Genomic DNA, 24342 nt, shown 5'->3' with positions numbered 1-24342 from the left:
CTCAGACCCCCGCGACCTGGTTGGAGAAGAGATGGCGGTTGATCCGCACAAAGAAGGTGGAACTGTCCGAGCCGGAGCTTACGGACGTGCCAACCTCGTTGTCGGGCCGCGACGACATGCCGGTGATCTTGAGATCGAGCGTGTTCGTGGTGGCTTCGGTCGTGTTGTCGAGCGCCATGCCCGACCAGCCGTAGGAGGTGTTGACGCTGCCCACGACCACGTTGGCATTGAGGCCAACATCGTTCGCGTTGAGCGGCGTACCGCCCGCGACCTGACGGATTTCATATTCCGCCTGCGGATCGACATTCACCAGTGCGAGGCGCACCGTCGAAGCCGCACGATAGGGCAGGCTGTCCCGCGTATCCGGCAGGAAGCCAACGACCACGCCCGCAAAGACGTTGCCGGTCGCACCCTGCACGACATCGTTATAGACGACGCCGTTGATGATCTGGGAAGTGCCCGCCAGCGTGACGAGATCGCCAACGCCAATCGCAGTGGCATTGCCGGACGGGGTTGCGAAAACCATGATGCCCGCGTTGTAAACGCCGCTATCGAGCTTCTTACGCGGGATAAGCCCGAAGGGAGTGGTAGGATTTGCCATTGTCGGCACCTTCACGCTCTAGCGCGTAGCTGGTGCCGACAGGCGGGCCAGGACTAATCGCGCTGGATAGACCCTTGGCCGTATGTATCGTGGGATGACATCTGGCCGGTGGAGTCACGACCGGCTGCGATTGAATCGTCTACTAGCCGGTTGCGCGCTTCCTTCTCGGCCAACCCCTCGGCATAAAGCTCATCAGGGGTTTCCATGAGGTAAGCTCGAAGGGGTTCTCCGTTCGCCTTGGTTCCTACTAGGCGGGAGACACCGCTGCCAACATCGGATGACTGAACGTTGGTATCGTGGACCGGATCATAGCCGAGTTCATGAGCGTCCGCAAGACGGTTGCCGTCATCGTTGAACCAGCGCCGTTTGAATCCAGGGCGTTGCGGCGCGTCCAGCTTGAGAGCATGGCCACCGACAGATGCGCGGCGGCGGCGCTTGATCGGGCCATCGGGGGTTTCGATCGTGACTTCGGCCTGCTGGCGCACCTCACGGGGCGGAGGCGGAGGGTTGTGATCCACGCCGGTCTGGCGGAGCGGTACGGCCTGTTTGCGCTCGCGCTGCGGACCGGGAGAGGTGTGTTCGTCGCTCATGTTCGAATCCTTCCATGATTAGGGTGAAATCCATAGGTGATCTCGGCCACCTTGCGCGCGCTCCGAGCATCTTCGATATTCTTGAAGCGACCTAAGTAGATATTGCGCTCACCATCCCAGATGGTGGCCACCCATCTATTCCGGTAGAATGAAACACCGGTCACCCCAGAGATGTTATCATTATGCCGTGAACTGTTGCGGCAATTTTCGCGCTGACTAACACACCGCAAATTGGACAATCGGTTGTCAGTACGGTCGCCATTGATGTGGTCTATAGTTTCTGCATCAACACCATGGACCATTTTCCATATAACCCGGTGAGCGTAGCATGTCCGGCCGTCTATAGAACCGGACAAATAGCCCGTTGCATGAAGCGTATATAGGGCCGGGGCATTGGCGAACATTGTGTTCCACCGCTTCCAGCGGCGCACATTGGGGAAGCGGTCAGAGGCTCTGGCCTTCCAAAGCAGCTTTCCTGTTTCAGGGTCATAACGAAGCAAGTTGCGCAGATAATCTGCGGGCGGTAGATGGCTCTTAGCCATTGCGCGGTCCTTTCGCGTGGTGGTCAGGGCCGGGCACTGTTGACGCAGTGTTTCCGGCCCGTTGTATATAGCAAATTCCGTCCGCAAAGTCACGGCGTTACGTCCACTGATACGCCTTCACATAGTCCTCACGGGACTTGATGAGGCCTTGCCTCACCCATTTGTCGCACGCTGCCTTCGCTTCGGGCGGAAGATCGTTGTAAGTCTTGCCGCCAGTGGCGCCGCGACGAGTGCCGCCGCCATCGACTGCGGGGCGCTTCTGCCGCTGCGCCGGTTCGGTCGCAAAGGCATCGGGGAATGCTTCGGCAAATTCCTCGCGAACCTTCTCGGCAACCGCGTCCAGATCGGCGCGATCAAGGAAGCCGCCCTTCGACTTGGCGAGGATGGCCGCCTGACTGTCCGCATAGTTCTGCATGACAGGGTTGGTGGCGTACCATTTATTGGCCTTGCCCCAATCCGCGAAGTCCTTGGCACGCTGTTCGCTGTCTTCGGCCTGCGGTGTCGGCGTTCCCGGCTTCTCCAGCTTGTCCAGCTTCTCAGAAGCCTTGCGATGGGCTTCCACGTCACCAGCCTCAACAGCGGCTTCCTGTTCGGCCCTGATGTCCGCCAATGCCCGCTGGTAGGCGCGCTGTTCGGCCTGGCTGAAGAACTCAGCGGCCTGTTTCGCGGCCTTCTCCGCAGCGTCCAGACGGCGCAGGAGCGTCTTGTTCTGCGCTTTCAGGATGGGCATCATCTCCTGACCGCGCTTGTAGAACGTCTCCGCGTCTACATGACGCGACGGGTCGCCCTTGAACTGGTCAAGCGGCGTCCAGCCCATCTTGGAGGCTTCAGCCTCGAAGTCGATTGCATCGTCATTGCCGGACAATTCTTCGCCGGGGATCGGCGTTCCGGCTTCTGCGGGTGCTGCGCTTGCCATTATTTCGGCTCCCCCTGATTGTTTTGGTCAATCGCGGCCTTAAGCCTGTGAACATCAGAGAAGTTCATGTAGAGAGGCGCAACGCTCGGCATCCTCTCTTTCTTTTTCTTTCCTCGGTTCAGCAGGGCGTGGATCGAGTGCGCGGTTATCACCGAACGTCCACCGATCTTAATCAACTCCAGATCTCCGCGCTTTACCGCATTGTAAATAGACGCTCGACATAAGCCGCCAAGAAGCTGGCCCGTTTCCTTCAGGCTGTAACAAAAGGGAGGAAGCTTGCTATCACTTAGCATCGGATATCTCCAAAAGTCGGTAGATACTTTTTACCTTTACTAAGGTTCGTTTCCCCACCTTAACGGTATCAAGCTTGCCTTCATTGATGAGCTCGTAAATCTTTGTGATTCCGAGTCCCGTAGCCTTCTTAACACCATCAATGCTTGTCGTGAGTTGTTCCATCACTCCGCCTCCTCAAGCCTGCCGATCACGTCTTCATCATTGAGCAGCCGGTATTTCTCACCGTCCGCTCCCTCGATCTCGACGCCGCCATATTTCGCAATCATCACGCGCGATCCGGTGGCCGGCGCTTCAAAAGCCACGCCGAAATTGCGCGCATCGTGGATGGCTTCGGACCATGCCGTCTCACCCACAGCCACGATGGTGGCCTTGGTCATGGCCATGTCCTTGCGCTCGGCATTGGCCTCCGGGATGATGATCCCGCCCGCCGTCTTGCGCTCGGCGCTGTCAGGCTTGACCAGCACCCGCTTGTCCATCGGGACGACCCCGCTCTTATTTTCCATCTTTCACCTCGACTTCATAAAACCGCGCCAAATCTTCACAGGACAGGTGCAGGATTTCCCCCAGGAACACCGCTTCCGGCTGGCTCGCCGCCACTCCCCGCGACCATGCCTCCATCAGCACCGACTGCCGGTCCCTCAGATATTGGAGGAAGTCCCGCGTCAGGTTGTGGTTCTTCCACGCCTCCAGCGCTTCCGGGTTGAGCAATTGGTTCACCATTGTCCTCCATGTCTGCGGCGTCCGTGGCGAGGCGCACGGCGGCACCCACGAGCGTTGCCGTGTCGTCCAGCAGGTTCATGCGCTGGGCGGTCTCGGCTGCGTTCAGGATGTCATTTGCCGCCGTGGCGTTGTTCTTGCGGATCTCGCTCTTGGTCTTGTCGCGGGTGTTTTCCATCTCCGCTGCCTTGGCGATGATCTCCGGGTTCGGCGGCGGGGCCGGGACCGTCATCAGCGCGTCAACATTCGGCTGGCCGGTGCCCTCAAAGTAGCGACGGCGGATTTCCTCCTGATTGACCAGAGGATCGCCGTTGAACGCTAACAACGACTGCGCTTTGAGCGCCCTCTGCGCGTCATTGACCATGGTGGGGTCGGACACCGGGATTACATCGATGTCCTTGTCCTGATAGTCGGCGCGGCCGATCTGGCCCGGTTGGTCGGTCAGGGCGTAATAGGCATTCTCGTCAAGGAAATCGCGGTTCAGGCCAAACAGGATGCGCAATTCCTGCCCGAACGAGCGATGGATGCGCTTGAAGATCGCTGTCATGACCTTGGTCGCCTGCTCGATCTGGGCAAGAACCGTGGTCGCGGGAGTGGTCGCGCCTTGCGATGCCCCGGTCAGGATGTCCTGAACGGAGGTGATCTCCTTCGCTGCCCCGATCAACATCTCAAGCAGGTTGAACAGCACAGCAGAGGGGCCGGGGAGATTGAGCGGAACGATGTTTTCCCGCAGCGTTCCTCCCGTCACATCGAGGCGCTTCCACTCGCCCAGCTTGAACTTGAGTTCGCCCGACCGAATGTTGACGCCGGCACCGATGAAGCCGCCCTGCGCGTTCTGGAGCGCGCCAGCATCAAGCAGATGGTTCAAGGACTTATCGATCGCCGCCGTGATGTCATCCAACAGCGCGCCGAATCCGATATGATAGAACGACCCATCGGGGGCTGGGAAGAAGCCATATTGGGTGAAATACTGCTTGGCTTCGACCCGCACGACTTCGCCAGTCGCCATGTTGAGCGTTACCGTATCCTCGTCATAGGCTGGCTCGATGCGGACCACCGCGCCGCTGTCGCGCACCAGCGTGACGATGTAGGGCTCTGGATAGTCGTCCTCGTCCAAATCTATGAGGCAGAACTGCTCCAGGAACTCGACAGGGGCCGTTTCGCTGTCGTCCTGCGCATCATTCGACACAGGGACGGGAACACGCCGCCAGATGCCGGAACGGAACCGCTCTTCGATCTCGTGCGGGTAGAAACGCATGATCTCCGAGTAGCGCGGGGCCGCTTCGATCGATTCCGCCCAATAGTTGATGACGAAATCCAGCGCCGTGACGGTCTTGCTGACATTCCGCTTCTGCACCACGTCATAGTAGGTCTTGCGGAACACGCTGCCGACGATGGGCAGTTGCAGCAGCAGACGGTCGGTCGCCTCTTCCCAGCCCGGCATGTCATAGAGCAACTGCCAGGTCATGTGATCGCCAATGCGATCGGCGCGCGCGCGCTTCTGGCCGTCCGGGTCTTGGCCCAGCACGCGGCCCTTCACCAGATTGGAGCCGTCCACGATAGCGGGATATGCGCGGGCCTGGAATTGCACGGCGGCAGTGGTCAGCAGCGGGAACTTGATATTGCTGGCGTTGGGCCATGGCATGGTGCGCGGCTCACGAACCTGCATCGCAATGTCCAGATAGCGCTTGTAGCGGTCCTCCCAACAGTCACCCTCATCGCCCTGGCTGCGGCTCTGTAGGTCGGCGCGGAAGCCGTCGAGACAGCGCGAGCCGATGCGGTTCAACTGATCATCAGGCAGCGCTTCGATCAGTCGCTCAGTCTGGAGAATGACCGGGATCGTCAGGGTGACGGGGGCGTCGTCCTCAACCTCTTCCACGATGTCAGGTGCCGTTGCCATTAGAGTCCGAACCTCCCGATATTCTGAGTTTGGCGGAGGCTCTCTTCCTCCCATTCGTCATCGTCATTGAAAGCGGGGTTGATCAGTGGGCGCGCCACCGCAATCAGGCCGAAAGCGTCGGCGCCATGGCTGGACCAGTCATGGTTTGGACCAAGGCCGATCGTGCGCTTTTCATCACGCTTTTCGTGATACCAGCCGATAGCCTCGATGCCCCCGGCGCACTTCTCGCTGTCGAACCACATCTGCGGGAACAGGCGGCGCGCGGCTTCCACACGGGCCATCGCCGCGCCCGCGCCCTGGTTCGGGATCACGCGGACGTTGAACCCGGCCTGCCTTAGCGCGCCTTCATAGGTGGCGTCGTAAACGCGGTCATGCGCCGCGCCATCATGCGGAAGGATGCAGTAGGCCTTATCGTAGCCCTTCTCACGCAGCCAATTGATGTGCGAGGCGAGTGGTTGTCCTACAGCCTCGTAATAGTCCAGCAGCCACACTTCCTTGCCGACGAACTGGACAATCCAGATTGCGGTGGCGTCCGCCTTCGCGCCAGTACCGCCAATGTCCCAGATTGCCCACAATGCCATGAGCGGGTCTGGATTCACGCGGCAAACGCGCCCATCAAGGCGGGCCAGAGCAAGCTGACGGGCATAATAGGCGCCCTCATGCTGCTGCACGAAATCGCCTTCCCAAATGTGCCGATAGCTGTCTGGCCGCTTTTCCAGATCGTCCAGGCGCTTGCGATCAAGGATGGCGGGAAACCAGGGATTATCGCGCCAATTCAGTTCAATGATCTTGTCACGCGGACCAGCCTGCTCCCGGAACCGTTTGTGCGTGGCGGATCGCTTGCTCTCCGGGTTCCACGTAACCCAAAGCTCGCTTTCCTCATCGCGCAGCGTCGGGATCAGTTTGACCCACGCCTCTTCCGTTACCGGCTCGGCTTCATCGATCCAGCTAAGCAAAATGCGGGCCTTCGACTTGATGCTGTCGATGTTCCGGTCCAAGCCGGTGAAGGCGTATGAGATGCTACCGCAAGCCGTGCGGATATACTTCTCACCAAACTCGAAATGAGGACGCAGCCACGCTTCTTCGCTGATCGCTGCCTTGATCTCCTCCATCGAGGAATCGGCCAGGCTGTTCATGAACTGGCGCCCGCAATGGATGATGCCTTCACGGCCTGCGCTCGCCCACATATGAGCGCGGACGGCGGTCATCTTGGCGAAGGTGCGGGTCTTTCCGCTGCCACGCCCCCCATAAGCCCCGCGTGTGTCAGCCGTGCCTGAAAAGACCGGCACCAGCTTGGCCGGCATCTGGATTTGCGCGGTGGTCATTCCGGCTTGACCCCGACCAGTTCAATCTTGGTGATTTTCTGGTTGATCTCGCCGCTATGCTCGGTCTCGACCTTATCGCGCCAATCGCCTTGCCCCGCATTCTTCAGCGCGAAGATGGTCGATGTAACCACCGGACCTTCACTGGCCCGGAGCAACCGCCGCTCAAGAAACGCCTGACGCTTTGACCGTGCCAGCTTTACAGTGTCCGCAAATTCGGGATGTCGATCTTCCCACTCATAGACGCGCTGGCGATGGATGTTGAGTTCTGCCGCTGCCGCTGCGAGGGAAAGGCCCTCTGCCATGAGCGCAAGGATCTGCTCTCCTAGCTCCGGCGTGAAATCTGTGGGGCGGCCCGCGTTCGTCATGGCGGGCACCCATTTACAGCATGGGAATCACCCTGCACATGCGGCAAAAATCAGTGGGCGCAGTTTAACACTCTGCAATTTAACCGCTACACTTCGCGCTTCGCCATCAGGCCCGGTCTAGCTACGCGACCCACTTCATCATAAAGCCATAGCAGCTTTCTCTGCCGCACGCATCATCCGCTGCACATGCCTGCGGTCAGCCCCAGTTGCACGCACAATCTGCATGATGGAACATGGCCCGTGCTTCTCGACATAGCCCATGACCCGCGCCCGAGTAGCTGGTGGTCGGCCGCGACCCTTTGCAGCGTCCATCCCCCTACCTCCCCTCTGTGGATGGGCTGACAAACCGGCGCGCGCGAAAGATGATCACGCCATGCTCACCTTCGCCCGGATTGAGTTGCGCCGGATCGTTTGGCTCCGCGATCTCGAACTGCATCTCATGGATCAGCCCGCAATCGCAGCACTGCATGAGGTACCCGGGGAGCGGGTGTATCCATTCGGACCAACCTTCCTCGTCTGGGTGCATGGGTTCGCATTGGATGGTCATGGGCGTGTCTCCAATCGCCCGCCATTGATGGCGATCTCATTTTCACATTCAGGGCAGACGAGCGCGGCAATGAACGGTCCAGCAGCATCGTGGATCACAGCGGGAATGAAGCCCGCTGGCGTTTCCTGATCCTGCTGGCATGGGCACAGCATCCAGTTCTGCTCGCCGTAGCTGGTGAGCTTCTTCTGGCGGTGCACGTTCAGATCGGTCACACTCACTCCCCCGCCTCCTTGTGCTTGCGGTCGAACTGCGGGCGTTTGTGATAATCCTGGCGACTGATCAGGAGGCAAAACCCGAAGGGCAGGCGCACATAGTCATGCCACTGGCTGACGCGTCTCGTATCTGGCTGGTAGAACCGATGAAACCAACGCGGGCGACCCACATACTGGTTGCCCGCAGCGTGAAGCTCGGCACGGCGCCGAAGTTCGGCGTGGCTGAAAATCTTGTGATAGCCCCGCGTCCGGTTAGTGATGCAGACCGACCAATGCCAGTATAGCGAACTCCGGGGATGATAGCTTGCCAGAATGAGATCGCCCGAATTGGACCGCGACCACATAGCCAGTCCGCCGACCCGCAAGCGCTCAAATCCCCACTTCGCCAGATTACGCGATCCATAGCGAATGGCTACGGGGCCGATGTGTAGATAATTCCCCATCACTCATCTCCTTCAGCGGCGTCGTACATTGCGGGGGCGTCAGGCAGGCCAGACAAGCTCGTAATCCTTGCCGACAGCGGGTTGCCACGAAACGATGTCCCATTCATGCGGGCCTGTGGGCCATTGCTTCCAGCGGCGCTGTTCTGGACGCACGCAGCGGGCGACAACACCACAGCGATAGCGCACATCAACGAGCGGCGGGTTCTCGTTGCCCTCGAACGGATTGCGGCCGGGGTTGGCGGGCACATCAGCGCCCCCCCCGCATGGCGCGATATTCGGACAGCGGAACCAGTTTCAGGCTGTCGGCCTTCGCGTCGTAAATCCAGCGGATGCCCTTATCGACAGGCTCCATGGAAAGGCGGGCGTTGTAGTTTGCTGCCACCCGCTGGCCGATGCTCACCCGATCTTCATCGGAGGCGGAAGGCGCGGAATAGCTCTGCCGTTTCAGCGGGTTCGCGCTCATGAGTTGTAGTTCCCTTCAAGAATTTTCTGGAAGTTTCCTTTGCCCAGCACCCAATCGAAGGTTGCGCCGGGCCAGTTGCGTTCGCCGCGAAGGAACGGGGATTTCTCAATGCTACCAAGAACTTGCTGGAAATCCTCGATGGTGTGCCCGTTGATCCGGGCTTTCAGTTTCTGGCGGCGTTCAGGGGTGAGATCGCGAACCTGTGGGCGGCCAAGCCTTGCAGCAAGCTCGTTCCACGCCTCCATGAAATGCTCCGGCTTGAGGTTCTCGCCATCAGCCTCCTCGATTTCGGAAGCGCTGCCCCCAGATGCGTAAGCATCTATAATTATATCTCCCTGTCTCTGTCCCTCTCCCTGTCTCTTGGATGTGTTTTCCTGAGGGACATCTTCTCCGTGTCCCTGGGGACAATCTTGGGACACGGATTGGGGACATTCTGAGGGCTTGGATGGGATTGTAAGCGGGACAGGGTGGCAACCGGAATCAATGAATTCGTCCAGAGAGGGGAATTCAAAGTCTGTTCCATGGCGCTGGTTGTGCTTCTTGATGCGGGCGCATTCCGTCCGCCAGCGCTGTTCCTGCTTGGCTTTCCAGGCCGCATTGGCTTGTTCAGCGACAACAGGATGATACCAGCGCCCATCCCTACACAGGATGAAACCGTGCATTGCGCCCGCTCGACACTTCCGGAACGTCTTTACGTCCCGACCAAGGCCGCATAGGCGTGTCAGTACCATTTCGTCATCGGGCAGACTGGCAGCGGGGATTTGATGCCAAGACGCGGCCCATAACATGACGGCGTACCATGCAGCCTCCGGATCTACTGTCGCGGCAAGATCACTGTCGCGCAGACGTGAAACATGCAGCGGCATGAATGGAAAATCCTGCAAATCGCAGTCCGGCTGTGTCAGGGGGGAAGTCACCCTATAGCGCTCCTGATATTCTCGAATGCTGGATTACCGCGCAGCTTTTCAGCCTGGCGCAGCCCTGAAACGATGGTGGTATGATCGCGGTGGAACAGGCGACCGATGGCGGGCGTCGACATGCCGCGAGCGCGCATGGCCTCCATAATCGCAAAGCGCGTCCAGCAGACATGCCGGGTGCGTGATGGGCCGCGAAGATCGGCAATGGGGATGCCGGTGGCCTGTGCCGCGCGGTCGAGAGTGAATATGGTCATGTCGCCACCTTCTTCGCCTTACGCCGCTTCCGGCGCACAGGCGGATAGATCGTGACGACCACGCCGGGGTGGGTTGCCTCGACCAGTTTGCGCTTAAGCTGAAAAACGGCGGTACGGACGCCCTTCACATCCTCGACTATGCGGCAGTCCTGCACACGATATTCGAAGTCCGCGACATAGGTGCAGATGTAGCTGTCACCGATGTTGACGGCGAAGGACGGCTGCTGGCGTAGATCGGTGATCGCGCCGTCGATCTCCATGTCATGAAGCTGGTTGCAGCGTGCAGCCTCTTTGCGGCTATCATGGGTGTGCCCATGGTCGCAGTCAGTCTTGATGGCGCGATACTTCGTCATCAGATGTCGAAGCCCAACTGCATGCCCAAGGCAGCGGCATAGGTGGCCAGCAGGGCCTCAGCTTCCTGACGGGTGTTGGCGTCCAGCTTGCGCAGGGCGATGATCTTACGGATCGTCTTGACGCAAAAACCGTTGGCCTTCGCCTCCAGCAGCACATCCTTTTTATCGTCGGCCAGCCCCTTGGCTTCCTCGTCCAGCCTCTCATAGCGCTCCACGAAAAGCCTTAGCTGTTCGGCGGCAACATTGACGGTCATGCGGTTTTCCTTGTGAAGCGGCCGAAGCGATCGCGCGCCGGGCCTGAGTGAAGGCGCGCCATGTTCTGGCGGCACATGCGGGCGAGGGCGCGCTTTGCAGTCCAGCGGCGGATGGCGCGGATCATGCCGCCGCTCCCCACACAGCCATGCGATCGATGGCGCTCTCCAGCAGGCGGCTTTCCTGCTCTGTGAGGGCGCGTTGGCGAGACAGGGCGTCCAGCCGTTCGAAGTCGGCCTTGGCGCGATAATAGGTCGCCGCTGCACGGGTTTGGGCGTCCTGGAAGTTCATGCCACGCTCCTTTCCATGGCGCCGGAGATCGCCGCCGCAACGATGGTGATCAGGAGGGCCAGACCGATGCTTTCCTTCGCAACGACAGTGGCCGTGCTGATCCAGAAGAGATCGAACCAGTTGAAGCGCGGGGTGAAGATGAGCGCTTTCATGCCACCTTCCTCCCCATAGCGACGAGGACTTGGCCGCGTTCGATCTGGCGGCGACCGACAGCGGCAAGGTGCTTGCGATCATCGGCACAGAACATGCCATCTGCGGCGCGGCGCACAATTTCGGTGGTGTCCTCTGACGCATCCGCAGCAAATTGACCCGGAGGCGGCTCACTTTCATCGGGAACCCAGAACACGCCCTGGCCGATCAGTTCGGGCAGGATTTCGTTGAGAAAATCAGGGCCGATGAAGCCCGCTACACTCAGGATTTCCTCGATTTTCGGTTCGCGCCATTCATGGTGTTCAGGCTCATGGCGATAGGCTTCGATCATGCGCGCCGAAACGCCCGCACCGCGCTCGATTTCCTTGTAGCGGTGCCGCTTGCCGACCCCGACATAGAGGCGCAGCGCAGCGCCGAACGCCCGATATATTGCAGTGCGGGAAACATTCGGGGAAATCCCCGCTGAATTGCTTGTGCCAGTCATGCAGAAGCGCCCTCATGAGATACGGATTCGAAACAAACGGCGCGGACAGAACCGGAAGGGGGATCAGCCCTGTCCGCGCTTCCTTCGACGACCCGAAGGAATTGAAGCGGTTCAACCGTGAGCATCAGGCCGTCGCCATCGACGTCACGAATGATGGCTGGGGCGCCCAGGACAGCGGCGATAGCGCGCATCTGGAACAGCGCCTTTGCGCGCGCGAGATCGGCCAGCATGTCCGCCGTGCTGGTCTCGTTGCTATTGGGGAGGTTGTGAGACATCTGCTGCTACGCCTCCATGCTTTGGAGGATCGCCCGCCCGATCAACTCGGGGATTTGCGGGACTACGGCGTTTCCGCAGGCTCCAACTCGGTCCATCCGATCGGGAACCCCATCAGCCACTCTTGCAGGCATGGGTTCGTCCGAGAAGGAATATACGTCCCCCGCCGGAGCGCGGCTTTGCGTGAATTGCTCCCGCCAGCATTGGATATGCCGCTCTTGCGCGGCGTCGGGAACATAAGCCGTGATCCAAACTCGATCTCGGATATGGGCGGCGCCAAGGTCGCCAGCTTGAACGCAGTCCCAGCACGCATCATACCCGAGCGCGGCCAAGTCACCGAGAACGCGGGCGAACCACTCTCCACCGGCTCCAGAAAGGAGTTCTGGCACGTTTTCCACGATCGCAAATGCGGGTCGAATTTCGCCAATAAGACGGGCGAACTCGCGCCAAAGGCCGGAGCGCTCGCCATCAATTCCCGCTCTTTGTCCAGCTTCAGACAGGTCCTGGCAGGGGAAGCCTCCGCAGATGACATCGACGGCAATTCCGTCTCGGGCCAGAGCGTCGGCTGTGAGTTCTCGAACGTCATGATAGCAAGGCACCTCAGGCCAGTGTTTCGCCAGCACGCGGCGGGGAAATTCTTCGATCTCGCAAAAGGCGACCGTCTCGAAACCGCCAGTGCGCTCAAGGCCAAGGCTGAAACCGCCGATGCCGCTGAACAGGTCGAGGACGCGCAGCTTCTCGCCCCTCCCAATCTGATGTGTGGGGGTCATGCTGCGGCCTTTCGTGCTTCCACGAGCGCGGTCATCTCGCGCATCCGCTTGCCCATGGCCGCCAGAGGAATCGCCTGATGCTCGCCGCACCAGTGCCCAGCCATCATTGGCGGAAAAACGGACCATCCGGAGCCGGCAGGTATGGCAGGGCCTCGCGGAGCATGCCGACGACAAACGCCATCCGTATCCGGGAACGCCTTGCTATCCTGAACAAAGAAATAGCGGCACGTAGCGCAAACGCCCCTCATGCTGCCCGTTCCGCCTGTGGCTGCTTGGTGGGGCGGTAGTGGCGGCGGCTAGCTTCACGTATGCGGCAGCATGCCCGGCAATATCGCTTACCTCCACGGCCTACAAAAAGGTTATCACCTGCAAATTCATGACCTCTCAGGCAGTGCGTTCGAGGCCTGCTGCCAGGATGAAACGGTGCAGCCCTTTTGCAATTCTCAGAAGCGGTCACTGCTTCAAGATGGTCAGGATTGATGCAAGCCCTGTTGCGACACAGGTGATCGATTTGAAGGCCGTCACCGATTGGGCCGCAAAATGCCTCGTAAGACAGCCTGTGCGCCAGGTTGCACCGACCCCGAACCGAGAGCGAGCCGTACCCCTTCGGGTTTATCGTTCCGGTCCAGAACCAGCATTCACCCTCGACAGAGATACGCTCCATGAGGCGAACCTTGATCGGCCTAACGTCAAGCTTCCTCATGCTGCCCGTCCTTGTTCTGCCGACATGATAATCGGCTCAAGGGCAGCCAACGTGGACGCGGATGGGTTCCAGTCCTCCGCATCTGCTTCGCGCAAGGTGTTGCGGTGCAATCCAGCCATCAATGCCAGCTTATGCTTGGACATCCCCGGCTGTTTCAGGGTCTCGCGGACCCGGTTGATGATGTCGTGAACCATGCCCTGCTAGAAAGCACATATGGATGTGCTTTTCAAGACGAAAAACACATCAGCATGGGCTTACGCTCTGATATTCGCGGCGGCATGACACCCGACCAGAAGCGCGACCTTCTCCGCAAGGCGATCAAGGATTTCGGCACCAACGTCCAGCAGTGGGCGAAGGCGGCGGGCGTGTCCAAGAATGCGCTGTACAATTTCCTGAACGGTCACAGCGACGGGCTGGATCATATGACCTATGCGAAGCTGGCTAGGGTCTATAATGTGCCCTCTTGGAAAATAAGTGGAGAGGCCCCGGAACCGGCGACACCCGCGCCGATCTGGGTGATGGGACACGTGCAGGCAGGCTATTTCAGGGAAGCGGTCGAATGGGAACGCAGCGACTGGTACGATGTTGATGTGCCAGTGCCGCCCCGCTTTAAGAATAGGGCCAGAGCGCTGGAAGTGCGCGGAACCTCAATGAATCGCGAATATAAAGAGGGCGCAGTGGTTATCTGGGTGCCCATGCTCGATGCCCGGCCACCGCGTGATGGCGATCATGTCATTGTTTACAGCTATTCCGCCCACGGGCTGGTCGAGGCGACGGTAAAGCTTTTCCAGGAACGGAACGGCAAACGCTGGCTTTGGCCGCAATCGGACGATCCCGAATTTCAAACGCCAGTTGATGTCGATCATCCGGGCGGTGACGTTGAGCGCATCGAGATCATTGGTCTCGTCATAGGGGACTATCGCCCAAGAATCGTGTGATTCTCGCGCCCCTTTAAAAATAGCACATGCACATGTGCTTTTTCTCTTGCGAAGCACACATGGATGTGCTTTAACCCCTCCTACCGGCCAAGCTGAAGGAGGAAGAGAATGGCATACGGAACAGCATACCGGCCCAAGGCGAAGCAAAGCTGGGAAATCGGCGATCATGTGTCCGTTGGCTTTGTCAAAGGACTTGAGGTTGTCGCCAAGGTTGCAACGCCCGGCGATCACCGTCCTGACCTGTATGCCCTTTGGCAGCCTGCAACGGGCCGCTTCTACTCCTTTGTTCCGCACAACGGCCTTGTCCGCTGCGAAACGCTTGAGGAGGCGATGTCATGGTGATCGCCGCGCAAGAATGGAAAGATCAACGTCTTGCCCAGGCTTATGGCCTGATCTGGCAAGTCGCTGATGAGTATAGCAGCGAAGGCGACATTTACCACGCGGTCAAGGCTGCTCTGGATGCCGTCGAGGATGCGGACTGCAAACTGGAGAGCGGCGAGTGAGCATCACGCTTCAGCAGTTCGAAAAGATCGACGGCCTTTATGCCTCGATCCTGCGCATGGGCAACTTCGAAACCTGCGCTGATCCGCGCGGCTACATCCAGGCCAGCAATCGCCTGCTGGATGCCTGCATTGATGCGGTCGGGTATGACGCTGCCTGCGAGTTCCCCAGCGCCGAAGAGTGTGCGGCGGCGATCGTCACTCGCTGCCTTTCGTCCGCCACACTGGTCATGGCCGCCTGAATCTCCCCCTGTCCTGCCTCTTATCGGGGGCAGGGCGCGGATGAGATTTACGACAGGAGGAGAATGAACATGTTTGTGACCCACGTATCAATCAACCGTGAAGGCTACTTTGGCGCTGGATATGGCAAGCCCGACGCATCGAAGCCCTTCCGCTGCACGATGGAACTGCACGGCCAGCACGGCAAGGTCGAACTGAACCTGTCGCCGGAAATGAGCGAGCGCATCGTGTCGCTGGTTGCTGAGGAAGTTGCCGCCGCTGGTCGCGCAACGGCTGACGCCCTGACCGCTAGCATCATCGACCACACCCCTCAGATCGCCGCCTGACATCTATTCCATCCCGGTTTCGCGCCGGGCTGGCCATGATTTCAGCATCACAGGAGCAGGTATGATGGCTTCTAACAGGCACTACTGTTTCAACTGCGGCGCAGACATCGGTCCCAAGGATCGCTTTTCCGAACCGCTTGACGACTGCGGCGCGCTCGAATGTGTCCGCGAGGCTCGCAATGCCTACCAGCAGGAACGCGACGAAGCGCACGAGCAGCTTGATCGTGACATGGGGTGGTACTGACCATGACCCGCTTCACCAACGCCCTTCGCAATGGCCGCGACAGCATAACGCTGACCCGCCTGGAAGCGGTGACGATTGCTCTCGTTCTGGTGGCTCTGCCGCTTTGGATTGTGGCGGGAGGGTTGTGATGGGCGACCGTATCCCAGAACGCGCCGCTTACGAAGGCGCTGGGGGATGGAAGGATGGCCGCTTTGGCCAAGCCTACGACCTGATCGCAGAGGCGATGAAAGAGCGCCACGGCATCGTGAATTATCGGTGCGCGCTACTGACCGCCATCGAGGACGAGGACCAGAATTATGACCCGGAGTAACTGGCAGGCGGATTGCCCTAGATGTGTCGGCAGTAAGTTTACGTGCGACGAGCATTATCAGGCTGGAAGGGTGACAGTTTTTGACACCCCAGAAATCGAATGCCCGAAGTGCGACAATCTGGGCTTCATGTGGCCGTTTGGCCCGATTTGCTCGGAATGTGACGGCAAAGGCTGGCGCCCGATGAGCGATGACGAACTGGCTGATGCCGCTGAGCGTCAGGAGCATGACCGCATCCACGGCGAGCCGCCCGTGTCTGTGCAGGAGCAATACCAGCGCGCCACCCTCGCCAAGCTGGAGGCAGGGCAATGACCCATCAGCCCCGCTCTCTCATCAGCGATGCAGCCACCAAGGCATGGGAAGAGGTCTACGCCTACAAGGCTGAGATTGAGCGCGCCGAGCAAGAGCGCATCGCGTTCCGGACCTATCCGGGCGGCTCGTTCGGACCCCGCATCAGGTCGCAGATGGCTGAGAGCATCGACGCATTCATGGCGCTTGGGCGCCGGGAGGGACGGCCATGATAGGAACCGATCTAACGCGCTACTGTGCCTTGAAGGCGGCAGAACGCCAGTTCGACATTGAGCGCCGAGGCGATGATGCGCAGCAGTGCGCGAACGACGCCCACGCTCTGGCCTGCAAATTGCGGGCAGACGTGAATGCCATCCTTGCCCCGCATGGGGTGACGCTGGCGCAATTGGAGCGGGCGGAACTGGCATGAAACATGTTCACGACTTCGCCGCTCCTAACTGGCGCGACCAGCCCGTCATCACTGACGAGCGCTTGTATCAGATTGAGCGGCGCGCCTGTGCTGCCGAATGGCTGGCTCGCAAAGGTGGCTATCCCTCTTTTGCGGCGTGGCATGTCCACGCCTGCCAGGCCCTCGAAGATATCGACCTCCGCTACGAGGAAGGCCAGCGCCGTGCGCGCAATGCCTTCTGGGCGGCATATGACCGGAGCAAACGCAATGGGCTATAATTTCACCGTCCAGCAGATCGCCGCAGTCAAGGCCATGCTGCCTGATGACGAGGATGACGAACGGCTGCTGCATGATAGCCTGGAAGGGCTTACCGATCTTCATGAGTATGTCGGCAAGCTCCTGTCTTGGAACGAAGACGACGAGGGTGTTGTAAACGCGCTCGCCGAGCAGATTGATGACCGCAAGGCTCGGCAGGATCGGGCCAAGAACCGCATTGCCACGCGCCGGGACATGATCAAGGCGCTGATGGAGATTGCTGGGATCGACAAGCTCACGCTGCCGGAGGCGACGATCAGCCATCGCGTGGTCGCCCCCAAGGTTATCTTCCCAAACATCGATCTGGTGCCGGATGCTTATTGCAAGTTCGACCGGAAACTGGACCGCGAAAAGCTAAAGGCGATTGATCCTAACAGCCCCGACGGCCTGCCCTCATGGGCGACCATGGATAACGGCGGCACCAGCATCACCGTGAGGCGGAAATGAGCATGTTCGATGCACTCTCACGTCCGTTCCCCGGTGATGCTGTCCACTGGCGGGCGCAAACCCTTAAGGGCGATGGCACCGCCGCCATGGCGCTCGCCTATATCGACGCTCGCGATGTGATGCGCCGTCTGGATGAAGTCTGCGGCCCAGAAGGTTGGTCGGACAGTTATACCGAGACTGGCAAGGGCCGGCTGATCTGCACCATCTCGATCAAGTGCGGTGATGACTGGATTAGCAAGAGCGATGGCGCTGGCGACACCGATGTTGAGGGCGAGAAGGGGGCCATTTCGGACGCCTTCAAACGCGCCGCCGTGAAATGGGGCGTTGGGCGCTATCTCTATGACATGGATGCCATCTGGGCAGAATGCGAAAGCGCTGACCGGAACGGCAAGAAATACTGGAAGAAGTGGACGCCGCGAGGTCTGGCGCAGTTGCGGAGCGCCGCTGGCGGCGCTGTAGCGCCAGTTCAGCCCCGGCAGGACCAGCTTGTCACCGAGGAGCAGTTAACACGCCTCCAGAACGCCGCCGATGACGTGCAGGCAGACCTTCAAGCCTTCTGCAAATTCATGGGCGTCACAAGCCTCAAAACTATCCCGCAATCACGCTTTGATGAAGCGATGAGCGCACTCCACCGCAAAAAGAAAGCTGCATAATGGCCGGATCAGTCTGCAAAGTGATAATTGTTGGCAACCTTGGTGCCGACCCGGAAATCCGGAGTTTCCAGAACGGGGGGCGGGTCGCCAACCTTCGCATCGCGACATCTGAAAACTGGAAGGATCGCGCCAGCGGAGAGCGGAAAGAGCGTACCGAGTGGCATAGCGTGGTTATTACCGGCGATGGGCTTGTTGGCGTTGCTGAGCGGTATCTGCGCAAGGGTTCGAAAGTTTATGTCGAAGGCACCCTCCGCACCCGCAAGTGGCAAGATCAATCTGGTAACGATCGATACACGACCGAAGTATCGCTGAGCGGTCCGGGCGCAGTTCTGACCATGCTCGACGGCGCTCCACAGGGAGGCGGTCGCTCCGACAGTGGCAATCAATCTGATGAATCGTCGTTCCACTACGGCGATCAGGACCACGTCCCCTTCTGAGGCTCGCTATGCTGACCGCATCCGCATTTCGCCCGCGCAAGAAAAACAGCCACAAAGCTGATTTCCAACTGCGCGCTCCCAGCTTCCTGCAATGGCTCCGTGGCCGCAACTGCATGTTGTCGGACAAGGGTGGATGCGACGGGCGCATTGAAGCCGCGCATGTCGATTATGCCGGGGGCAAGGGGATGGCTCTCAAGGTCGCGGACAGGTTCTGCGTGCCTATGTGTTCGGCCCATCATGCCGCGCAGCATTCCTGGGGCTGGCAGACCTTCGAAGCCAATTTCAAGATCAACGCGCTGGAGGCGTCCAAAGCCTATTGGCAGGCATGGCCCGGCCGTCGCGCATGGGAGTCATTCCATGGCTGATCAGGCCCCGCTCATCTTCACCCCGCGCCTTGGCGGCCTGTTCCCGGCGTCCCCGGCGGCAGAAAAAGCCATGGCGGAAGTGAAGGGGAATGTCCGCGTTAAGATCACGCGGATGCAGGGAAATCATCGCCGGATCGCACTCTACTGGATCGTGCTGGGCATATGCGCGCCCATGCTGTCCGAACTGTGTGAGGGCGATGCAATAGACGACACGATGCTGCATCGCATCCTTAAGGACCGGCGCGGTCTATACGGCCAGACCGTCCTGCCAAGCGGCGAAATCGTCAAGAATTACGACAGCATCAGCTTCGCCAAAATGAGCGAGCCTGAGCGCAATGACTTTATCCAGTGGGCTTTCGAGACGCTGAGCAAATGGCTTGGCGTTGAGGTGACGGCCCTGACTTCCGAAGCACAAGCACACGCAGCCTGAGGGGAGAAACCCATGTTCATCACGAGACGCAAGCACGAAGCCGCCCTGGCCCTGATGGCTAAGGCGAATGTGGATTTGGAGCAGGACGTTCGGGCGCTCGATACGCTGGCCGCCAAGTACAAGCGCGAGCGTGACGCAGCGCGGATCGAAGCCGCCGCCAACGCTGACGACGCCGCGAAGTATCGGCGGTCGCGGGCCAACCTCAAGCAGTTCAAGGCGAAGGTCGCCTAACCACTTTCAACAGGGAGTGGCCGGCACCTAACAAGACCGGCCACAGAATTTCAGTGAGCATGAACCCCGACAGCCTCACCGCAGCGATTGCGGAAGCGGAACGCTTCATCGAACGCGCATCGGCGGCGAGGGATGCCTTCGAGTGGCGCAAGTTCAACAACATCACTGGTGGGTATTGGAACAATACCAACACTGTCCTGTCTGCTGCTGCGCGACGTGCCAGCATGGATCTGACCCGCGCCTTGGCTGACGTTCGGAGGCCTGCATGACCCCGCGCCATCATCCCCGCAAGCGCGTCTTTCCGGTCCGCTCCACCCGCACGGTCAAGCAGCCGGATCATTGGGTGCAGACAGCGAGCGGCTTTGTGCGCGCCCGCGATAGCGATGCCAGCTTTGCCCAAGACCCGAAGGGGCTTGGCGGCGTAGCCGTGGCAGTGCGGGCCGGAGGCATCGCCATGAATTCAAAGGACATTTCCGCATGACCACCGACATAATAGCTGCGCTGGAGGACCTGACGCGTCCCATCGTCGGCATAGAGAACCGCACGGCTCAGGAAGCCTTTGACATTATGGCTGATCGCGTCCGGAGCAAGTTCGCAGCCCTCTCAACTTCGCCCGCAGGTCAGGATGGCGTGGCTAGGGGTGAGGATCACGGTTGGGTTATGTACGGCCCAGATGGAAACTGGCACTGGGCAAATACTAAAGATTTACATGAATGCATAGATGACCAGCGACCAGCCAGTTTACTTGAGAAGTTGCTATTCAATTCCATTGGTAATCGCTGGCCCGAGTTGTCCGCCGCGCCCGCAGGTCAGGAGGCGGAGACGCTGGCGCAGAAGCAAGCGCGAGAAGTGATGAACCCCGGCTTTGGGTCGGCAATGGCTGCCTCAGGAGGCCAGTCCTACAATGTCCTTTCATCGGTAGAGCCTGCGGGCAATGGGCGGGAGGTGCTGCCGGATTGTATCACGAACGGCGACGTTGAGGCGTGGATATTCTCGCATCAGGACAAGGATGCGGACATGGAAGCGGCCCGCATGGCGCTTTTTCGCTTTCGGTCATCGCTTTCATCAGCACAGCCTGCGGTGACGGAGGAAAATGGCGGACATTGCTATTGCTGGTGTCACCCAAATGCCGGGACGATTGGATGCTCCCCTTGCTGTGACGCCGAAGACAACTACCTACCGCCGTCGAAGCGTGACCCGGCCCTTTCATCGGTAGAGCCTGCGGGCAATGGGCGGGAGGCGGTCGAAAATGCCTTCATCGCTGGGTGGGAGGCACAAAAGGCCGGTCGCAGTTTTGCCGCCGCCATGAATGACCACATACCAGCCCTTTCATCACCCCCTGCGGCCGATCAGGAGGCGGTGAAGTGCAAATGGTGCAACGATACCGGGTGGACAATCGGCAACGGGACTGTCCGCGAAGGATGCCTTAGCTGCGATGCGCAGATCAACATGGTCCGCGCCACCCATCCCGCGCCTGCTTTGGATGGGGTGAGAGCCGCTGACATAGAGCGCATCATCAAGGAGCAGATGCGCGAATGGTGGGACGAGATATGCGCCGATACAGGTTGCCATCCACTCGATTTCGAACGGCGCGGCAAGGCACTTTGGTATGACGAGCGACACTGGACGCAGGCTGTAGCCAAGTATGCGGCCCAGAAGATCGCCGCCCTTTCCTCCCCATCGGAGGGGAGGTTGAGAGAGGCTGCATCTATCATAGAGCAGTTCGTCAAATATCTCGGAGACGATCCTTGGCACATGGTTGGAAAGGCTCGCGACTTTCTTGCGGGTATCTCCACCCCTCTATCGCATGATGCGGAGGGGTTGAGAGGCTGGCAGCCAATCGAGACAGCCCCTGTTGATGGCACGGAAATCATGCTTGCCATCCCTAAGATCACGAGCGGATATTTCGTGCATATCGGCTGGTACAGCAAGAACGATGCATTCCCTTGGCGCTTCATCGACACGTTTTCTACCGAGCCGCACGGATGCTGCGACGATGAGGATGAAGATCGGACGCCAGTGAACGGCGCTCGATACGATGCAAGGATGCTCTGGCAACCGCTCCCCGCCACCCCTGCAACCTCAACCGAGCGGGGGCGGTGATGGGCTACTTGCCTTCCCGCCTTGCCAGCTCGCGCTCGACGGCCTCGCGGATGAAGTCCGACCGCTTCTCCTTGTCGGTCAGTACCGCATCGATGCGCGCAAGGGTTCCGTCCGCGAATCGCGCTGGCGTCTGCTCTCCGTTGATCCTCGGCCTGCCCACAGGGGAGCGGGTATCGGATATCACTAATTCTGTCGAGCCTGTCATTTTGTTGATATCACCTATTGACGATGTAAATGATATCATCTATGTAGGTGATATCAGGAACGAAGGCAATCGTAATCGCGCAGCGGGCAATTCCGCCCATACCGAAAGGAGGCTGCCATGATCGTTAAATTCTCTACGCTCGCTGGCGGCGTCTTCATCGAGGACACTGGCGCTAACGAACGCCGACCCTCGGATCGTTGCTTCCGCTTCGACCATAGCGGTAACGCCGAGTACGCGCTTTTTGCCGATCTGGTCGGCAGCAATCCCGCGCCGCGCTGGTTCGGGCATGTCTTCAAGGAAAAGGATTTTCTGTTCGCATGAGCGACGAGCCACTTCCGCCCGCATGTGCGCCTTGCAGATGGGGCAAGGGCACCTGCTTCCCCGGGCCATGCCTAATCTACCGTGCCACCTTGTCCGAACGATACGCAAAGGCGCTGCAAAACATCGCTACCGAAGCATCGGATGGGCTGCCGGAATACACGCCTCAGGCGATGGTCAGCATCGCCAAACAAGCGCTCAAAGGCCAGCAGGCAGAGATCTTCGATCTGCGCCAGTCGCCACAATATCACCCAGGAGACTTGGCTTGATTATCCAAGTTGAATGCCCGGCCTGCAACGGCCACGGCGAGGTTTGCGGCGTCAATCCGAACCGCCGTTCGCGCTTTGTCGGTCATGACGATCTTTCGCCCGACGATCACACAGTTGAATGTGTTGAGTGTGGCGGGTCTGGGGTCGTCGATCACAATGCTGCCGATGAAATCGAAGATTGGATGGAGGATTGAATGCCTGACCTAAAAGGTCTGATCACCGCGCTGCTTTTTGTGGGATTTGCTGCTGGGGCGATCGTCGTAGGGCTGATTGCGATAGTCGCAGCATGACCCACCCCACCGATACCGCGAAGAGCGAGGAACTGACCCAATCCGCAGCCCCGCCAGACCCGGTTTTCACAAGCAAAGCCGACCTAATGCGCTGGGTCATGGAAGGGGCGACGATGGCCGCGAACGATAAGGCTGTTCAACTGCTCGCCCTGGAGCGGATCAAGCGCGTCACGATGGCGCATTCTCATCTATTCGGGGAGACCGGCGCATGAGCGGCGAGGAACTGAAACGGTGCCCGATGTGCAACGGCGAAATGATGCTGCGCCATGCCTTGTGGCCGAGTGATGGCGACACTGACGCGATCATCCACCGCGAGCCAACGACATGCGGCCTGAAATTCTTTTCGATCGATACGGCGGACAATGGTGTATCAGTTGCAGCCGCCTGGAACCGCCGTTCCTCCCCTCCCCAGAATGACGCGGGCGTGGTATACGCCAAAGACCGGGACAAGATAGCGGCGCTGATTGACCCAGGAATTTTCAAGCGCGAACTCCCAAAGCGGCATGATGATGCCCGCCGGGCACAGGCCTACCGCAAGGCTGATGAGATTATCGCTGCCCTCCGCGCCCCCGAACTACAGGCGTGGGGTCAGGAGTTTGAGGCGGGGGAGAGCCGTCAGGGAATGAGCGCCTGCAACAAGTGCGGCAAGCAGTATCCATCGGCCCCGCTTGGCTATCATCATAAGTGCGGCTTGTGTTCGGGTATCTGCCATCCGCTCCCCTCTGCTCCCTCCGGGGAGATAGAGAAGTGAGCGAGAAACTCAGCGAATGGATCGACGTTGGCCTGCCAACCTACGGCTCTGGCCTGCTGGGGGCTTGCGGCCGAACGCCTGCCGAAGCCGAAGGAATGCGCCTAATCACCATAGAGCGCCGCATTATCCGCATCGAAATGGCTCTGCGCCGAGCCGGTATTGAGGTCGAATCAATCCCATTCCCCGGAGATCACCCATGACCGATAAAGCACCCGTGACGGTTGAGCAGGGGGACGAAACGCTGGAGCAATATGCAGACCGGATCGTATCCGCCACCCGCAAGAAGTTTCTCGAAAGGTTGGACGATGATGTGATCGGCTGCCTTGGTGACAGCCATCTGATCTTTGGAAAGGCTTGCGCCATGGAAGCCGTGACAACTGCCATGCACGAAATGAGCGATAAGATCGCGGAAGAGAAGGCGGCCAGGGGCCTCCAGTCCGTCGCCGCGCTGGAAGAGGAGATAAAGCGGCTGAGGGAGGCGCTGGAGCCATTCGCTCGCGCTGCTGAGATTGTGGATCGGTATGACGCAGACTTCCCAGATGACGGGGCCTGCCTACGCACATCGTTTGCCTATTGGTCGCGCGCCACTGGGGATGATGTGGTCGACACACCACGGATGCGCGATCTTCGCCGCGCCCGCACCGCACTTGAAGGAGGCGGATCATGAGCATGGTGGAGGCGATGGCACGGAAACTTGCGATCCATGCATGCGGAGGCCGGGACGATTGGAATAAGTGGGCTGAGTTCGACCGCCAGCCTTATCGGGATCAGGCCATCGCCGCCCTGAAAGCCCTGCGCGATCCGACGCCTGAGATGGTGGAGGCTGGGCAAGCTGTAGACTGCACGATCACCGCTGAACCTGTCTGGCAAGCAATGATAGACGCAGCACTGGATGGGGAGGGGTAGGTGACAG

General features: G+C 59.6%; 57 protein-coding genes. 29 read left to right on the top strand and 28 right to left on the bottom strand.

Going from position 1 to position 24342, the window contains the following annotated elements; translation table 11 throughout:
* Nucleotide 1: 1 nt before the first annotated feature.
* The 27 genes from YP76_RS07030 to YP76_RS28160 all read right to left on the bottom strand — a co-directional run bounded on the left by YP76_RS07030 (nt 2) and on the right by YP76_RS28160 (nt 13556).
* Complete coding sequence (locus tag YP76_RS07030; RefSeq protein ID WP_232307473.1) at nt 2–526, bottom strand: hypothetical protein; 525 nt, start codon at nt 524–526, stop codon at nt 2–4.
* A gap of 128 nt (nt 527–654) precedes the next feature.
* On the bottom strand, nt 655–1191 hold the full coding sequence (locus YP76_RS27660) for a hypothetical protein (protein WP_157035700.1): 537 nt from the start codon (nt 1189–1191) through the stop codon (nt 655–657).
* Nucleotides 1188–1733 (bottom strand): HNH endonuclease, encoded by a 546-nt coding sequence (locus YP76_RS26945; RefSeq protein ID WP_046762892.1) that lies wholly within the window; start codon nt 1731–1733, stop codon nt 1188–1190. Before YP76_RS26945 ends, YP76_RS27660 begins: the two co-directional genes overlap by 4 nt.
* Before the next feature lie 97 nt (nt 1734–1830).
* Entirely contained in the window at nt 1831–2649 is an 819-nt protein-coding gene (locus YP76_RS07015; protein WP_046762891.1) for a hypothetical protein, read from the bottom strand.
* Nucleotides 2649–2942: a helix-turn-helix domain-containing protein gene (locus YP76_RS07010; RefSeq protein WP_046762890.1), complete on the bottom strand. Its 294-nt coding sequence runs from the start codon at nt 2940–2942 to the stop codon at nt 2649–2651. Before YP76_RS07010 ends, YP76_RS07015 begins: the two co-directional genes overlap by 1 nt.
* Nucleotides 2932–3105, bottom strand: coding sequence for a helix-turn-helix domain-containing protein (locus YP76_RS26530; RefSeq protein ID WP_232307472.1), 174 nt, complete (start codon nt 3103–3105; stop codon nt 2932–2934). The genes YP76_RS07010 and YP76_RS26530 overlap by 11 nt, the downstream gene beginning before the upstream one ends.
* Nucleotides 3105–3446 (bottom strand): GroES family chaperonin, encoded by a 342-nt coding sequence (locus YP76_RS07005; RefSeq protein ID WP_046762889.1) that lies wholly within the window; start codon nt 3444–3446, stop codon nt 3105–3107. Before YP76_RS07005 ends, YP76_RS26530 begins: the two co-directional genes overlap by 1 nt.
* Nucleotides 3447–3481: 35 nt before the next feature.
* Nucleotides 3482–5560 (bottom strand): portal protein, encoded by a 2079-nt coding sequence (locus tag YP76_RS07000; RefSeq protein WP_052757335.1) that lies wholly within the window; start codon nt 5558–5560, stop codon nt 3482–3484.
* Complete coding sequence (locus tag YP76_RS06995; protein ID WP_084733064.1) at nt 5560–6885, bottom strand: PBSX family phage terminase large subunit; 1326 nt, start codon at nt 6883–6885, stop codon at nt 5560–5562. Before YP76_RS06995 ends, YP76_RS07000 begins: the two co-directional genes overlap by 1 nt.
* On the bottom strand, nt 6882–7250 hold the full coding sequence (locus tag YP76_RS06990; protein ID WP_157035699.1) for a terminase small subunit-like protein: 369 nt from the start codon (nt 7248–7250) through the stop codon (nt 6882–6884). Before YP76_RS06990 ends, YP76_RS06995 begins: the two co-directional genes overlap by 4 nt.
* Before the next feature lie 316 nt (nt 7251–7566).
* A complete protein-coding gene (locus YP76_RS06985; protein ID WP_046762887.1) occupies nt 7567–7797 on the bottom strand; it encodes a hypothetical protein in 231 nt (76 codons plus the stop codon).
* Nucleotides 7794–8009, bottom strand: a complete 216-nt coding sequence (locus tag YP76_RS06980) for a hypothetical protein (protein WP_046762886.1) — start codon at nt 8007–8009, stop codon at nt 7794–7796. The genes YP76_RS06985 and YP76_RS06980 overlap by 4 nt, the downstream gene beginning before the upstream one ends.
* Nucleotides 8010–8011: 2 nt before the next feature.
* Entirely contained in the window at nt 8012–8452 is a 441-nt protein-coding gene (locus YP76_RS06975) for a hypothetical protein (RefSeq protein WP_046762885.1), read from the bottom strand.
* A 39-nt stretch (nt 8453–8491) separates the two neighbouring features.
* Nucleotides 8492–8698, bottom strand: a complete 207-nt coding sequence (locus YP76_RS06970; RefSeq protein WP_046762884.1) for a hypothetical protein — start codon at nt 8696–8698, stop codon at nt 8492–8494.
* Between the two features lies 1 nt (nt 8699).
* Nucleotides 8700–8915 carry a hypothetical protein gene (locus YP76_RS06965; protein ID WP_046762883.1) on the bottom strand — a complete coding sequence of 72 codons (216 nt, stop codon included), beginning with the start codon at nt 8913–8915 and terminating at the stop codon, nt 8700–8702.
* The gene (locus YP76_RS26940; RefSeq protein ID WP_198147440.1) at nt 8912–9832 is read right to left on the bottom strand and encodes a DUF1376 domain-containing protein; all 921 of its coding nucleotides are present in this window, start codon (nt 9830–9832) and stop codon (nt 8912–8914) included. Before YP76_RS26940 ends, YP76_RS06965 begins: the two co-directional genes overlap by 4 nt.
* Entirely contained in the window at nt 9829–10086 is a 258-nt protein-coding gene (locus tag YP76_RS06950) for a helix-turn-helix domain-containing protein (RefSeq protein ID WP_046762880.1), read from the bottom strand. Before YP76_RS06950 ends, YP76_RS26940 begins: the two co-directional genes overlap by 4 nt.
* Complete coding sequence (locus YP76_RS06945) at nt 10083–10439, bottom strand: DUF1064 domain-containing protein (protein WP_046762879.1); 357 nt, start codon at nt 10437–10439, stop codon at nt 10083–10085. The genes YP76_RS06950 and YP76_RS06945 overlap by 4 nt, the downstream gene beginning before the upstream one ends.
* Entirely contained in the window at nt 10439–10693 is a 255-nt protein-coding gene (locus YP76_RS06940; RefSeq protein ID WP_046762878.1) for a DUF2312 domain-containing protein, read from the bottom strand. The genes YP76_RS06945 and YP76_RS06940 overlap by 1 nt, the downstream gene beginning before the upstream one ends.
* Nucleotides 10690–10818, bottom strand: coding sequence for a hypothetical protein (locus tag YP76_RS29035; protein ID WP_269748623.1), 129 nt, complete (start codon nt 10816–10818; stop codon nt 10690–10692). Before YP76_RS29035 ends, YP76_RS06940 begins: the two co-directional genes overlap by 4 nt.
* Nucleotides 10815–10982, bottom strand: coding sequence for a hypothetical protein (locus YP76_RS27655; RefSeq protein WP_157035698.1), 168 nt, complete (start codon nt 10980–10982; stop codon nt 10815–10817). The genes YP76_RS29035 and YP76_RS27655 overlap by 4 nt, the downstream gene beginning before the upstream one ends.
* Nucleotides 10979–11134, bottom strand: a complete 156-nt coding sequence (locus tag YP76_RS27650) for a hypothetical protein (protein WP_157035697.1) — start codon at nt 11132–11134, stop codon at nt 10979–10981. Before YP76_RS27650 ends, YP76_RS27655 begins: the two co-directional genes overlap by 4 nt.
* The gene (locus YP76_RS06935) at nt 11131–11463 is read right to left on the bottom strand and encodes a hypothetical protein (RefSeq protein ID WP_157035696.1); all 333 of its coding nucleotides are present in this window, start codon (nt 11461–11463) and stop codon (nt 11131–11133) included. Before YP76_RS06935 ends, YP76_RS27650 begins: the two co-directional genes overlap by 4 nt.
* 149 nt (nt 11464–11612) lie before the next feature.
* Nucleotides 11613–11846, bottom strand: a complete 234-nt coding sequence (locus tag YP76_RS29235; protein WP_125445778.1) for a hypothetical protein — start codon at nt 11844–11846, stop codon at nt 11613–11615.
* A gap of 51 nt (nt 11847–11897) precedes the next feature.
* A complete protein-coding gene (locus tag YP76_RS29230) occupies nt 11898–12659 on the bottom strand; it encodes a DNA cytosine methyltransferase (protein WP_046762875.1) in 762 nt (253 codons plus the stop codon).
* A gap of 244 nt (nt 12660–12903) precedes the next feature.
* Complete coding sequence (locus tag YP76_RS29225; protein ID WP_157035724.1) at nt 12904–13323, bottom strand: HNH endonuclease signature motif containing protein; 420 nt, start codon at nt 13321–13323, stop codon at nt 12904–12906.
* Between the two features lie 35 nt (nt 13324–13358).
* On the bottom strand, nt 13359–13556 hold the full coding sequence (locus YP76_RS28160; protein WP_046762873.1) for a helix-turn-helix domain-containing protein: 198 nt from the start codon (nt 13554–13556) through the stop codon (nt 13359–13361).
* On the opposite strand from YP76_RS28160, the gene YP76_RS06910 reads away from it, so the two are divergent.
* From YP76_RS06910 to YP76_RS06825, 21 genes are all read left to right on the top strand, one after another.
* Entirely contained in the window at nt 13548–14300 is a 753-nt protein-coding gene (locus YP76_RS06910) for a LexA family protein (RefSeq protein ID WP_198147439.1), read from the top strand. The genes YP76_RS28160 and YP76_RS06910 overlap by 9 nt on opposite strands.
* 108 nt (nt 14301–14408) lie before the next feature.
* Complete coding sequence (locus YP76_RS06905; RefSeq protein ID WP_052757332.1) at nt 14409–14642, top strand: hypothetical protein; 234 nt, start codon at nt 14409–14411, stop codon at nt 14640–14642.
* On the top strand, nt 14636–14803 hold the full coding sequence (locus tag YP76_RS27645; RefSeq protein ID WP_157035694.1) for a hypothetical protein: 168 nt from the start codon (nt 14636–14638) through the stop codon (nt 14801–14803). Before YP76_RS06905 ends, YP76_RS27645 begins: the two co-directional genes overlap by 7 nt.
* Nucleotides 14800–15042, top strand: coding sequence for a hypothetical protein (locus tag YP76_RS06900; RefSeq protein WP_046762872.1), 243 nt, complete (start codon nt 14800–14802; stop codon nt 15040–15042). Before YP76_RS27645 ends, YP76_RS06900 begins: the two co-directional genes overlap by 4 nt.
* Before the next feature lie 63 nt (nt 15043–15105).
* Nucleotides 15106–15366: a hypothetical protein gene (locus YP76_RS06895; RefSeq protein ID WP_157035693.1), complete on the top strand. Its 261-nt coding sequence runs from the start codon at nt 15106–15108 to the stop codon at nt 15364–15366.
* Nucleotides 15367–15430: 64 nt separating this feature from the next.
* Nucleotides 15431–15610: a hypothetical protein gene (locus YP76_RS06890; RefSeq protein WP_157035692.1), complete on the top strand. Its 180-nt coding sequence runs from the start codon at nt 15431–15433 to the stop codon at nt 15608–15610.
* 2 nt (nt 15611–15612) lie between these two features.
* The gene (locus YP76_RS29030) at nt 15613–15738 is read left to right on the top strand and encodes a hypothetical protein (RefSeq protein ID WP_020820839.1); all 126 of its coding nucleotides are present in this window, start codon (nt 15613–15615) and stop codon (nt 15736–15738) included.
* Nucleotides 15738–15920: a hypothetical protein gene (locus YP76_RS06885; protein ID WP_046762869.1), complete on the top strand. Its 183-nt coding sequence runs from the start codon at nt 15738–15740 to the stop codon at nt 15918–15920. The genes YP76_RS29030 and YP76_RS06885 overlap by 1 nt, the downstream gene beginning before the upstream one ends.
* Nucleotides 15921–15990: 70 nt before the next feature.
* Nucleotides 15991–16230 (top strand): hypothetical protein, encoded by a 240-nt coding sequence (locus YP76_RS27640; protein WP_157035691.1) that lies wholly within the window; start codon nt 15991–15993, stop codon nt 16228–16230.
* Nucleotides 16227–16439 carry a hypothetical protein gene (locus YP76_RS06880; RefSeq protein WP_046762868.1) on the top strand — a complete coding sequence of 71 codons (213 nt, stop codon included), beginning with the start codon at nt 16227–16229 and terminating at the stop codon, nt 16437–16439. The genes YP76_RS27640 and YP76_RS06880 overlap by 4 nt, the downstream gene beginning before the upstream one ends.
* Nucleotides 16436–16636: a hypothetical protein gene (locus YP76_RS06875; RefSeq protein WP_046762867.1), complete on the top strand. Its 201-nt coding sequence runs from the start codon at nt 16436–16438 to the stop codon at nt 16634–16636. The genes YP76_RS06880 and YP76_RS06875 overlap by 4 nt, the downstream gene beginning before the upstream one ends.
* A complete protein-coding gene (locus tag YP76_RS28155; RefSeq protein ID WP_046762866.1) occupies nt 16633–16893 on the top strand; it encodes a hypothetical protein in 261 nt (86 codons plus the stop codon). The genes YP76_RS06875 and YP76_RS28155 overlap by 4 nt, the downstream gene beginning before the upstream one ends.
* Nucleotides 16883–17377, top strand: coding sequence for a siphovirus Gp157 family protein (locus YP76_RS06865; protein ID WP_046762865.1), 495 nt, complete (start codon nt 16883–16885; stop codon nt 17375–17377). Before YP76_RS28155 ends, YP76_RS06865 begins: the two co-directional genes overlap by 11 nt.
* Before the next feature lie 2 nt (nt 17378–17379).
* Nucleotides 17380–18030: a Rad52/Rad22 family DNA repair protein gene (locus YP76_RS26520; protein ID WP_052757331.1), complete on the top strand. Its 651-nt coding sequence runs from the start codon at nt 17380–17382 to the stop codon at nt 18028–18030.
* Entirely contained in the window at nt 18030–18467 is a 438-nt protein-coding gene (gene ssb, locus YP76_RS06855) for a single-stranded DNA-binding protein (RefSeq protein WP_046762864.1), read from the top strand. Before YP76_RS26520 ends, ssb begins: the two co-directional genes overlap by 1 nt.
* Nucleotides 18468–18475: 8 nt before the next feature.
* The gene (locus YP76_RS06850) at nt 18476–18832 is read left to right on the top strand and encodes a DUF968 domain-containing protein (RefSeq protein ID WP_046762863.1); all 357 of its coding nucleotides are present in this window, start codon (nt 18476–18478) and stop codon (nt 18830–18832) included.
* The gene (locus tag YP76_RS06845; protein WP_046762862.1) at nt 18825–19262 is read left to right on the top strand and encodes a hypothetical protein; all 438 of its coding nucleotides are present in this window, start codon (nt 18825–18827) and stop codon (nt 19260–19262) included. Before YP76_RS06850 ends, YP76_RS06845 begins: the two co-directional genes overlap by 8 nt.
* Nucleotides 19263–19274: 12 nt before the next feature.
* Nucleotides 19275–19493 carry a hypothetical protein gene (locus YP76_RS06840; protein WP_046762861.1) on the top strand — a complete coding sequence of 73 codons (219 nt, stop codon included), beginning with the start codon at nt 19275–19277 and terminating at the stop codon, nt 19491–19493.
* 59 nt (nt 19494–19552) lie between these two features.
* Entirely contained in the window at nt 19553–19762 is a 210-nt protein-coding gene (locus YP76_RS06835; RefSeq protein ID WP_157035690.1) for a hypothetical protein, read from the top strand.
* Nucleotides 19759–19974 (top strand): hypothetical protein, encoded by a 216-nt coding sequence (locus YP76_RS06830; protein ID WP_046762859.1) that lies wholly within the window; start codon nt 19759–19761, stop codon nt 19972–19974. The genes YP76_RS06835 and YP76_RS06830 overlap by 4 nt, the downstream gene beginning before the upstream one ends.
* A complete protein-coding gene (locus YP76_RS06825) occupies nt 19971–21596 on the top strand; it encodes a hypothetical protein (RefSeq protein ID WP_046762858.1) in 1626 nt (541 codons plus the stop codon). The genes YP76_RS06830 and YP76_RS06825 overlap by 4 nt, the downstream gene beginning before the upstream one ends.
* A gap of 4 nt (nt 21597–21600) precedes the next feature.
* Here YP76_RS06825 and YP76_RS27635 read toward each other — a convergent pair whose 3' ends face one another.
* On the bottom strand, nt 21601–21756 hold the full coding sequence (locus YP76_RS27635) for a YlcI/YnfO family protein (RefSeq protein WP_157035689.1): 156 nt from the start codon (nt 21754–21756) through the stop codon (nt 21601–21603).
* A gap of 162 nt (nt 21757–21918) precedes the next feature.
* Between YP76_RS27635 and YP76_RS06820 the strand changes: the two genes are divergently transcribed.
* From YP76_RS06820 to YP76_RS06785, 8 genes are all read left to right on the top strand, one after another.
* Complete coding sequence (locus tag YP76_RS06820; protein WP_046762857.1) at nt 21919–22122, top strand: hypothetical protein; 204 nt, start codon at nt 21919–21921, stop codon at nt 22120–22122.
* Between the two features lie 89 nt (nt 22123–22211).
* Nucleotides 22212–22388, top strand: a complete 177-nt coding sequence (locus YP76_RS06815; protein ID WP_157035688.1) for a hypothetical protein — start codon at nt 22212–22214, stop codon at nt 22386–22388.
* On the top strand, nt 22385–22582 hold the full coding sequence (locus YP76_RS06810) for a hypothetical protein (RefSeq protein ID WP_046762855.1): 198 nt from the start codon (nt 22385–22387) through the stop codon (nt 22580–22582). Before YP76_RS06815 ends, YP76_RS06810 begins: the two co-directional genes overlap by 4 nt.
* Nucleotides 22583–22674: 92 nt before the next feature.
* A complete protein-coding gene (locus YP76_RS06805; RefSeq protein ID WP_046762854.1) occupies nt 22675–22890 on the top strand; it encodes a hypothetical protein in 216 nt (71 codons plus the stop codon).
* Nucleotides 22887–23429 carry a hypothetical protein gene (locus tag YP76_RS06800; RefSeq protein ID WP_046762853.1) on the top strand — a complete coding sequence of 181 codons (543 nt, stop codon included), beginning with the start codon at nt 22887–22889 and terminating at the stop codon, nt 23427–23429. The genes YP76_RS06805 and YP76_RS06800 overlap by 4 nt, the downstream gene beginning before the upstream one ends.
* A complete protein-coding gene (locus YP76_RS06795; protein ID WP_046762852.1) occupies nt 23426–23629 on the top strand; it encodes a hypothetical protein in 204 nt (67 codons plus the stop codon). The genes YP76_RS06800 and YP76_RS06795 overlap by 4 nt, the downstream gene beginning before the upstream one ends.
* Nucleotides 23626–24096 carry a hypothetical protein gene (locus YP76_RS06790; protein ID WP_046762851.1) on the top strand — a complete coding sequence of 157 codons (471 nt, stop codon included), beginning with the start codon at nt 23626–23628 and terminating at the stop codon, nt 24094–24096. The genes YP76_RS06795 and YP76_RS06790 overlap by 4 nt, the downstream gene beginning before the upstream one ends.
* Nucleotides 24093–24335, top strand: a complete 243-nt coding sequence (locus YP76_RS06785) for a hypothetical protein (RefSeq protein WP_157035687.1) — start codon at nt 24093–24095, stop codon at nt 24333–24335. The genes YP76_RS06790 and YP76_RS06785 overlap by 4 nt, the downstream gene beginning before the upstream one ends.
* Nucleotides 24336–24342 lie beyond the last annotated feature (7 nt).

The sequence above is a fragment of the Sphingobium chungbukense genome (genome assembly GCF_001005725.1).
Taxonomy (GTDB): Bacteria; Pseudomonadota; Alphaproteobacteria; order Sphingomonadales; family Sphingomonadaceae; genus Sphingobium; species Sphingobium chungbukense.
The sequence above is the reverse complement of the archived record's forward strand: the minus strand, read 5'-3'. Positions and strand labels throughout refer to the sequence as shown.